2 protein-coding genes are annotated in these 1,927 nt (G+C 73.2%); one reads left to right on the top strand and one right to left on the bottom strand.

Going from position 1 to position 1,927, the window contains the following annotated elements:
• Window positions 1–161: 161 nt before the first annotated feature.
• Window positions 162–1,058 carry an SGNH/GDSL hydrolase family protein gene (locus ACFVST_RS10150; RefSeq protein WP_390148756.1) on the bottom strand — a complete coding sequence of 299 codons (897 nt, stop codon included), beginning with the start codon at window positions 1,056–1,058 and terminating at the stop codon, window positions 162–164.
• 252 nt (window positions 1,059–1,310) lie between these two features.
• Here ACFVST_RS10150 and ACFVST_RS10145 point away from each other — a divergent pair, with 252 nt between their 5' ends.
• Window positions 1,311–1,805 carry a DUF3145 domain-containing protein gene (locus ACFVST_RS10145; protein ID WP_390148754.1) on the top strand — a complete coding sequence of 165 codons (495 nt, stop codon included), beginning with the start codon at window positions 1,311–1,313 and terminating at the stop codon, window positions 1,803–1,805.
• Window positions 1,806–1,927: the final 122 nt, after the last annotated feature.

Genomic DNA, 1,927 nt, shown 5'->3' with positions numbered 1-1,927 from the left:
GGTGGTCGCCGTCTTCCTGATGCCGGGCGCGGTCGCCGGCGCCACCCTGCTGGCCCGAGACCTCCGAGCCGAGCCCACCCTCCCCGACGACCGCCAACGCCACCCGGCCCCGGACGCCGCAACCCACCGCGCCGACGGGTGACCCCGGTGCCGGGGGCCGCTCAGCCCGCCGGGGTCTTGGCCGTCACCCGCCGGTAGGCGATCTCGGCGAGCCGCGCCTGCCCGTCCCGGCTCGGGTGGAACCAGTCCCAGTGGCTCAACTGGTCCGTGCCGAAGCGGTAGTCGAAGACCGCCCCACCGTCGTACCGGCACCGCCGGTCCCGCGCGCACACGTCCTTGAGCACCGCGTTGTACGCCACCACCCGGTCCCGTACCGCGTCGCGGCGCTTGCGGGCCGCGCTGTCCAGGGCGTCGGAGTCGGAGAGCATCGAGGGGCAGATGCCCAGCTTCCAGATCTGCTTGCCCAGCGGGTTGGCCCGCCCCTCGGACCAGAGGCGCTTGAGATCGGGCACGCTCGCCACATACACCTGGGCCTTTGACGTCTTCTTCCGCAGGACCCGCATCGAACGCTCGAAGTCGGCCCGGAAGTCGTCCACCGGCGTCATCGCGGACACCGAGGTACGGCAGGCGTCATTGGCGCCCGCCAGCACCGCGACCAGCTTCGGCCGCCGCGTCGCCGCCTTCGCCATCTGGCCCGGCAGATCCGTCATCCGCGCCCCGGACACCGCGTAGTTCCAGCTGTGGGCGGAGGCCCGGTCCCGCCCCAGCAGCCGTACCGCGAGACTGTCCACGTCCGGGTCGCTGCCCGTCGCCCAGGACACCTCGGGGCAGTCCGAGAGCACCGAACAGGCGTCGAAACCCCGGGTGATGGAGTCCCCCACCGCGGCCACCGAATCCGGTCTGCGGTCCCACACCACCACCTGCCGCCGCTCCAGCGTACGGCGCTGCCCACCGTCGCCGTCCCCGCCGAGGACCCCGCACCCGGCAAGCCCCGACGTGCCCAGTACGGCCGCCGCCGCGGCGACCGCCGCAGCCCGGCGGCGCCTGGTGTCCCGCATGGCCGCCAACTCCTCACTAGTGGTCGAATCTGCTTCCCGCACGGACCATGACGTCCCTGCGAGTGAAAGGTCCGCGTTCACGCCCCCCGGGACCGACGGTACGTCACACTCCTTGCGCCGCCGCACGGTAGCCTCGGCCCCGTGCAGCCAGGCCGCCGCCGACCGGACGGCGGCCGGGCGGCCGGAGGAATCTGCTCGGCACGGGCGCGGGGACGCCGCTCCAGCGCACCTCGCCCCACTCTGGAGGTCCCGGTGACGACTCGTGGAGTTCTGTACGTGCACTCGGCACCGCGCGCGCTCTGCCCGCACGTCGAGTGGGCGGTCGCGGGCGTGCTCGGAACGCGCGTCAACCTCGACTGGATCCGCCAGCCCGCAGCCCCCGGCACCTGGAGATCGGAGTTCTCCTGGCAGGGCCAGAGCGGCACCGCGTCCAAACTGGCCTCGGCGCTGCGGGGTTGGCAGTTGCTGCGCTTCGAGGTGACGGCCGAGCCCAGCCCCGCCGCCGAGGGCGAGCGCTACAGCGCCACCCCCGAGTTGGGCATCTTCCACGCCGTCACCGGTGTGCACGGCGACATCCTCATCCCGGAGGACCGGCTGCGCGCCGCCCTGACCCGCGCCCAGCGCGGCGAGAGCGACCTGGAGGCCGAGGTCGCCAAGCTCCTCGGCAAGCCCTGGGACGACGAGTTGGAGCCGTTCCGCTACGCCGGCGAGGGCGCCCCGGTCCGCTGGCTCCACCAGGTGGTCTGAGCCCCGACCGCCCACGACGCTCAGGAGGGCGCCCCCCCCCCCCAGGTGGGGGCCCCACCCGCCGCAGCGGTTGCGATGTCATGGGATTATAAACAAACGCCATACAACGGCAGTACAAACAC

Origin of the sequence: Streptomyces sp. NPDC058045 (genome assembly GCF_042885635.1) — a bacterium.
GTDB lineage: Bacteria > Actinomycetota > Actinomycetes > Streptomycetales > Streptomycetaceae > Streptomyces.
The sequence above is the reverse complement of the archived record's forward strand: the minus strand, read 5'-3'. Positions and strand labels throughout refer to the sequence as shown.